General features: G+C 63.6%; 8 protein-coding genes. 7 read left to right on the forward strand and 1 reads right to left on the reverse strand.

What is annotated here, in order from left to right:
- The first annotated feature begins 47 nt into the window (after positions 1-47).
- The 4 genes from JQ597_RS11135 (at position 48) to JQ597_RS11150 (ending at position 2,055) form a co-directional block, all read left to right on the forward strand.
- Positions 48-467, forward strand: a complete 420-nt coding sequence (locus tag JQ597_RS11135; protein WP_212264207.1) for an NUDIX hydrolase — start codon at positions 48-50, stop codon at positions 465-467.
- 146 nt (positions 468-613) lie between these two features.
- Entirely contained in the window at positions 614-991 is a 378-nt protein-coding gene (locus JQ597_RS11140) for a TIGR02301 family protein (RefSeq protein ID WP_212264208.1), read from the forward strand.
- A complete protein-coding gene (locus JQ597_RS11145; protein WP_212264209.1) occupies positions 981-1,697 on the forward strand; it encodes an HAD family hydrolase in 717 nt (238 codons plus the stop codon). The genes JQ597_RS11140 and JQ597_RS11145 overlap by 11 nt, the downstream gene beginning before the upstream one ends.
- A gap of 91 nt (positions 1,698-1,788) precedes the next feature.
- Positions 1,789-2,055, forward strand: coding sequence for a hypothetical protein (locus tag JQ597_RS11150; protein ID WP_192735255.1), 267 nt, complete (start codon positions 1,789-1,791; stop codon positions 2,053-2,055).
- A 127-nt stretch (positions 2,056-2,182) separates the two neighbouring features.
- On the opposite strand, the gene JQ597_RS11155 is transcribed toward JQ597_RS11150, so the two are convergent.
- Positions 2,183-3,517 (reverse strand): dihydroorotase, encoded by a 1,335-nt coding sequence (locus JQ597_RS11155; protein ID WP_212264210.1) that lies wholly within the window; start codon positions 3,515-3,517, stop codon positions 2,183-2,185.
- Positions 3,518-3,690: 173 nt separating this feature from the next.
- On the opposite strand from JQ597_RS11155, the gene ygfZ reads away from it, so the two are divergent.
- Genes ygfZ through JQ597_RS11170 form a run of 3 tightly spaced genes read left to right on the forward strand, consistent with a single transcriptional unit; the run spans position 3,691 to position 5,829 of the window.
- Positions 3,691-4,572, forward strand: a complete 882-nt coding sequence (gene ygfZ / locus JQ597_RS11160; protein WP_212264211.1) for a CAF17-like 4Fe-4S cluster assembly/insertion protein YgfZ — start codon at positions 3,691-3,693, stop codon at positions 4,570-4,572.
- A gap of 10 nt (positions 4,573-4,582) precedes the next feature.
- Positions 4,583-5,209, forward strand: a complete 627-nt coding sequence (locus JQ597_RS11165; RefSeq protein WP_212264212.1) for a DNA-3-methyladenine glycosylase I — start codon at positions 4,583-4,585, stop codon at positions 5,207-5,209.
- Entirely contained in the window at positions 5,206-5,829 is a 624-nt protein-coding gene (locus tag JQ597_RS11170) for a YfbR-like 5'-deoxynucleotidase (protein ID WP_212264213.1), read from the forward strand. Before JQ597_RS11165 ends, JQ597_RS11170 begins: the two co-directional genes overlap by 4 nt.
- Positions 5,830-6,153 lie beyond the last annotated feature (324 nt).

Below are 6,153 nucleotides of genomic sequence, written 5' to 3' on the forward strand. Positions count from 1 at the left end.
GGGCATGATCCGCCCCGAAACCGTCCACCACTTTCCCGGATCACACCTTGGACTCCCCCGCGTCACCCACCCGTCCCCAGCTCGCCGTCAGCGGCGCGATCTTTCGCGACGGCAAGGTTCTGCTGGTCCGCCGCTCACGCTCGCCGGGCAAAGGCTTTTATTCGTTCCCCGGCGGCCGGGTCGAATTCGGCGAATCGCTGCATACGGCGCTGCATCGCGAGGTCGACGAGGAAACGGGCCTGCGAATCGAGATTCTGGCGCTGGCCGGCTGGCGCGAAGTGCTGCCGGGAACCGGCGGCGGCGGGCATTATCTGATCATGTCGTTCGCGGCGCGCTGGACCGCCCGGGAGCCGGTCCTGAACGATGAGCACGACGATTTCGGATGGTTTGATCCCGATGCGCTCGGCGATCTCATGCTCACCGGCGGCCTCCTGGAGGTCTTAGCAGCCGCACGGAAGCTGGTTTAGGCGCGAGTCCTTTGTTTTGACGCGTTTTCTTGACGCGAACCAGTGTCCACCCCCGGATCAAGTCCGAGGGCATGCTTCGCTTGAAAACGCTATGTCTTGCCACCGGCGCATTGAGGGGGCATATCGGGCGGGTTCTGGACCCCCAAATGCGCAAGCACTTTTTTGCCGTCCTCATCCTCATCTCGGCCTGCCATCTAGCGCCCGCGCGGGCCCAGGATGGCGCCGCGCCGTTCGACCGCGATTTGCAGCGGCTGGCCGAAATCCTCGGCACGCTGCACTATTTGCGCGGCATCTGCGGCAACAATGAAGGTGCGAAATGGCGCAACGAAATGCAGGCGCTGGTCGACGCCGAAACGCCCTCAGGCGAACGCCGCGCGCGCATGATCGCCGCCTTCAACCGCGGCTATAACGGCTTCCAGCAGACCTACCGCACCTGCACGCCCGCCGCCTCGATCGCGATCCGACGCTACATCGAAGAAGGCTCGAAAATCTCGCGCGACCTGACTGCCCGCTATGCGAACTGACCCGCCCCTCGCCGCAATCTATTTCGATCTCGACGGCACGCTGACCGATCCAAAACCCGGCATCACCCGTTCGATCCAGTATGCGCTGCAAAAGCTCGACCATCACAGCATCCCGACCGAGGACGAACTGACCTGGTGCATCGGCCCGCCGCTGCGCGCCAGTTTTGTCAGACTGCTGGGCGCGGAAGATTCCGCCGACCGCGCCGTGTCGCTGTACCGCGAACGGTTTTCCGACGTCGGGCTGTACGAGAACGGCGTGTATGACGGGATCAGCGAAGTGCTGACGAAGCTCCGCCAGTCCGGCCACCGGTTGTTCGTCGCCACCAGCAAGCCTCATGTGTTCGCGACACGCATCGTCGAGCATTTCGGGCTGCGCCATCATTTCGAGCATGTGTTCGGCTCCGAACTCGACGGCACCCGCGTCGACAAGTCCGATCTCCTGGAATACGCGCTGAAGATCGCAGCCGTCGATCCGTCCAAGACGCTGATGATCGGCGACCGCAGCCACGACATCGTCGGCGCCAAGAACAACGGCATGCGGGCAATCGGCGTGCTCTACGGCTATGGTAGCCAGGACGAATTGATCGGGGCCGGCGCACTGCATGTCTGCGCCACACCGCAGGCCATACTCGACTGCATTTTCCGGGATTTTTCCGCGGAACCCGCGACTCCATCAAATGCCGGGACGCCCGTTAACCTTTCTTAAAGATGTGGCCTAGCAGGCCCCGCGGCGCATGCTACAGCTTGGCGATCAGACGCGCTCCGCTGGGGAACGCGCGCAACGTCTGTCGAGTTTCATGAGCCATCCTGCGTCTTATTCGCTTCACCGCGATCCGCTGCCCGACCACGAACAGAAGCAGGCTGCGCTCAGCTACCTCCATGAGGCCTGGGCCGAGGCGCGCCACGATGGCGTCGACGGCGACTGCCTGGCGCAGGCGAGCCTGTTCACCGCGCTGGCCGAACTGGTCTCGACCTATGGCGAGGACGCGGTGGCGAAATTCGTGGAAGGCCTTCCCGCGCGCGTACGCAATGGCGAGTTTTCGCTGTCGCTGGCGCGGCAGTAATTCTCGTACTCCGTCATTCCGGGATGGTGCGTTAGCACCAGACCTCAGGTGCGCAATTGCGCACCGGGGAATCTCGAGATTCCGGGTTCGATGCTTCGCATCGCCCCGGAATGACAGAAGAGAAGCCCTACGCCCTCAGCGTCTCCAGGAACCGCACCGGCTCGCCGGTCGAGGGCGTCGTCAGTTCGCCCTGCCACATCACGCGCTTGCCGCGCACGAAGGTGCCGACCGGCCAGCCGGTGACGCGCATGCCGTCATAGGGCGTCCAGCCCGCCTTCGAAGCCACCCATTTGTTGGTGATGGTCTCAGAGCGCTTGAGATCGACGATCGTGAAGTCGGCATCATAGCCGGCGGCGATGCGGCCCTTGGTCGCGATGTTGTAGAGCCGCGCGGGGCCGGCACTGCTGAGATCGACGAAACGCTGCAGCGACAAGCGCCCGGCGTTGACGTGGTCGAGCATGACAGGCACCAGCGTCTGCACACCCGTCATGCCAGAGGGCGAGGCCGGATAGGTTTTTGCCTTCTCCTCCAGCGTATGCGGCGCGTGGTCGGAGCCGAGCACGTCGATGATGCCCTGCTCGATGCCGTACCAGATGCGGTCGCGGTGATCGGCCGAGCGCACCGGCGGATTCATCTGGGCGTGGGTGCCGAGCCGCTCGTAGCATTCGGGCGCCACCAGCGTCAGGTGATGCGGCGTCGCCTCGCAGGACGCAACGTCCTTGTGGTCGCGCAGATAGTCGATCTCCTGCTTGGTCGAGATATGCAGCACGTGAATCCGCTTGCCACTCTCGCGGGCAATATTCACCAGCCGCTGCGTCGCCATCAACGCCGCGGTCTCGTCGCGCCACACCGGGTGCGAACGCGGATCGCCTTCGATGCGCAGCGACTTGCGCTCGTTGAGGCGGTATTCGTCCTCGGCATGGAAGGCGGCGCGGCGCTTGATGACCGCAAAAATCCGCCGCAGGCTTTCGTCGTCCTCGACCAGCAGCGCGCCGGTGGAAGAGCCGATGAACACCTTGACGCCGGCGCAACCCGGCGCGCGTTCCAGTTCCGGCAGATCGGCGACGTTGTCGCGGGTGCCGCCGATGAAAAACGCAAAGTCGCAATGCATGCGATGATGGGCGCGCCTGATCTTGTCGCTGAAGGTCGCCTCGGTGACGGTCAGGGGATCGGTGTTCGGCATTTCGAACACGGCGGTGACCCCGCCCATCACGGCGCTGCGCGATCCTGTTTCCAGGTCTTCCTTCTGGGTCAGGCCCGGCTCGCGGAAATGCACCTGGGTGTCGATCACGCCGGGCAGGACGTGCAGGCCCTTGCAGTCGATCGTCTCGGCGGCGGACGCCTGCCCGAGCCCGTCGATCGCGGCGATCCGGCCATTGGAAATGCCGATGTCGCGGATGGCCTCGCCGTCCTGATTGACCACGGTGCCGGATTTTAGAATGGTATCAAATCGCTGATTCATCGGTCCTCGACGCCCGTTTTAGGCTGCCTCTCGGGCTTGTTGACGGCACCTTAGCGCCTTAACTTCCCATGTGATATCCGGCACCTGTGTTTCCCCAGGAACTTGAACGAGAACTTGCAAGAGAACTTCCAGCGAAGTTCAAGAAGAACCTCCAAAATAGGCCTTTTCAGCGCATGAAAGCAGCGTTTCTTACCGATCGGGGCGTGGTCAAGGTTTCGGGCGAGGACGCCCGCAATTTCCTCAATGGCCTCGTTACGACCGACGTTACGCTGCTGCGGCCGGGCTTTGGCCGGTTCGGCGCACTGCTGACCCCGCAGGGCAAGATAACAGCGGATTTCCTGATCACGGAGGCTTCCAGCGGCCATGGCGGCGGCTTCCTGATCGACCTGCCGCGCCCATTGGCAAAAGGCCTCGCCGACAAGCTCGGCTTCTACAAGCTGCGTGCCAAGGTCGCGGTGGAAAACCTCTCCGACAGCCTCGGCGTGCTCGCGGTGTGGGACGGCGAGCCCTCGATGAAGCCTGATCTTGCTTTCGCCGACCCGCGCAACGAAACGCTCGGTTGGCGCATCCTGGTTCCCGAAGAGCTCAAGCAGAAAGTCGCCGATTTGATCGGCGCAGAACTCGTCGATGAAGCCGCCTATGAGGTCCGCCGCGTCGCCGCGGGCGTGCCGCGCGGCGGGCTCGATTTCATGTACAGCGACGCGTTTCCGCACGAGACCAATATGGACCGCATGCACGGCATCGATTTCGACAAGGGCTGTTACGTCGGGCAGGAGGTGGTGTCGCGGATGCAGCATCGCGGCACCGCGCGCACCCGCGCGGTTCGGGTCACGCTGGAAGATTTCTCGCCCGAGGCCGGCATCCCCGTTGTCGCCGGCGACAAGCCGGTCGGCACCATGGGATCGACCGCCGGCGGCCACGGCATCGCGCTGGTGCGGACCGATCGCGTCGCCGACGCGCTCGACGCCGGCCTGACGCTGTCGGCCGGCGGGCTTGCGATCCGCCTCACCGATCCGAACGACGTGCGCACGCCGCCGAAGCAGACCGTCGCATGAGCAAAGTCCAATGAGCCGCTCTGCACGCCTGCATACCGACGGCAAGACCCGCTGCCCGTGGCCGGGCGAAGATCCGTTCTACATGGCCTATCACGACACCGAATGGGGCGTGCCTGAATATGACGACCGCGCGCTGTATGAAAAGCTGATCCTCGACGGCTTTCAGGCCGGATTGTCCTGGATCACGATCCTGCGCAAGCGCGAAAATTTCCGAAAGGCCTTCGACGATTTCGTGCCTGAGAAGATCGCGCGCTACAATGAGAAGAAGGTTCACGCGCTGATGAACGATGCCGGCATCGTCCGCAACCGCGCCAAGATCGAAGGCGCCGTGAACAGCGCCAAGGGCTACCTCAAGATCATGGAAGAAGGCGCGGGCTTCTCGAAGTTCCTGTGGGACTTCGTCGACGGCAAGCCGAAGGTGAATCAGTTCAAGACCACCGCCAGCGTGCCGGCTTCGACGCCGCTGTCGATCAAAATATCCAAGGAGCTCGGCGCGCGCGGATTCAAGTTCGTCGGCCCGACCATCGTCTACGCCTTCATGCAGGCCACCGGCATGGTCAACGACCATCTGGTCACGTGCTTCTGCCACGAGACCTGCAGCGGTCAACATCGCAAGCCCCGCCTCAAGGTCAAATGACGCCAAGAAGAACATCTGGCAAATCTTCCGATGTCTCGACCCGGGCCTGGCAGCGGATGCTGTCGGGACGGCGGCTCGATCTGCTCGACCCCTCGCCGCTCGACATCGAGGTCGCCGATATCGCCCATGGCCTCGCCCGCGTCGCGCGCTGGAACGGCCAAACCAGCGGCGCGCATATCTTTTCGGTGGCGCAGCACACGCTGCTGGTGGAGGCGGTGCTGCGCGAGCAGATGCCGCGTGTCGATCTCAAATTCCGGCTCGCCGCATTGCTGCACGATGCGCCGGAATACGTGATCGGCGACATGATCTCGCCGTTCAAGGCGGTGATCGGCGGCGATTACAAGGTGGTGGAGAAACGCCTGCTGGCGGCGATCCATATCCGCTTCGGCCTGCCGCCGGTACTGGCGGATGCCATCACGCAGGCGATCAAGGCCGCCGACCGCGGCGCGGCCTATCTCGAAGCCACCCATCTGGCAGGCTTTGCCGAGACCGAGGCGAAACGCCTGTTCGGCAAGGATCCCGGCCTGCCCGAACCAACCGTGCGCGAATATCTGACGCCATGGACCGCAGCCAAGGCCGAGAAGCAGTTTCTGGCGCGGTTTGGCGCGGTCGCGTCGTAGGGGCTGCGTTCCGAGATCTATCAACCCGTCGTCCCGGCCTTGAGCCGGGACCCATACTCCGCGGCAGTTATTGTTTGCAGAAGGTCTCCAACGCCAGCGCTCTAACCGATGGGCCGCGGCGTATGGGTCCCGGCTCAAGGCTGGGACGACAGCGTGTTTGTTGTTGCACCGTGGCCTAAACGCACCTTCGCATTCTCGCGGCATCATCTGCCCGAGCTTTGCCAGAAATTCCTTGGCCCTCATGAACAGAGGGCGCAGGGAAGACCGGGTGCGCGCTGCACCCGCGGTCTCGCGTGCGGTTTGCACAAAACAAAATGCACACGA

The sequence above is a fragment of the Bradyrhizobium sp. AUGA SZCCT0177 genome, assembly GCF_018130125.1.
Classification (GTDB): domain Bacteria; phylum Pseudomonadota; class Alphaproteobacteria; order Rhizobiales; family Xanthobacteraceae; genus Bradyrhizobium.